Raw genomic sequence first — 732 nt, 5'->3', positions numbered from 1 at the left:
CCGCTGAAGCCGAAAATTCGCCGGCTGCCCGACGCCGAGATCAAGGATCGCGTCGACCGTGCCGCCCGGACGCTGCGGATCGAGCACCTGCTCGACCGCAAGACGGATCGGCTGTCCGGCGGCGAGATGCAGCGCGTCTCGATCGGCCGCGCCATCGTGCGCAAGCCGCGTGTGTTCCTGATGGACGAGCCGCTGTCTGCGCTCGACGCCAAGCTGCGCGAGGCGCTGCGGACTGAATTGAAGAACCTGCAGATGCAGCTCGGCGCCACCTTCCTGTTCGTCACCCACGACCAGATCGAGGCGATGTCGATGGGCGACAAGGTCGGCGTGCTCAACCATGGCCGCATCGTTCAGACCGGCACGCCGCACGAGATCTACAACAATCCGCGCGATACCTATGTGGCGAGCTTCGTCGGCTCGCCGCCAATGAACCTCATCGACGGCAAGCTTGTGAACGGCCGCGCGGTGATGGCGCCGTTGAACTTCGAACTGCCTTTTTCGGGGGGAGCCAAAGCGGGCGGGGCGACCGACGGTCGCCCGCTCGTCTTCGGCATTCGTCCCGAGGACGTCTATCTCGAGAGCGGCGCGCCGGTCGAGGCGCATGTCCACGACGTCGAGAACCACGGCGTCGAAAAGATCCTGACGCTGCGCGTCGGCGACGCGACACTGCGTGCCACCGTGGCGGCCAGGACCGACGTCGCCATCGAGCAGGCGGTGCGCTTTGCCTGGAAC

Annotated in this window: 1 protein-coding gene; it reads left to right on the top strand. The window is 66.4% G+C overall.

The window, feature by feature from the left end; all coding sequences use genetic code 11:
- The coding region (locus EN893_RS36395; protein WP_245490986.1) for an ABC transporter ATP-binding protein at positions 1-732 on the top strand (732 nt) is incomplete at both ends.

This window comes from Mesorhizobium sp. M7A.F.Ca.CA.004.04.2.1 (assembly GCF_004022825.1).
In the GTDB taxonomy this organism is placed as follows: domain Bacteria; phylum Pseudomonadota; class Alphaproteobacteria; order Rhizobiales; family Rhizobiaceae; genus Mesorhizobium.
Note: the sequence above shows the minus strand (reverse complement) of the source record. Positions and strands in the feature narration are given on the sequence as shown.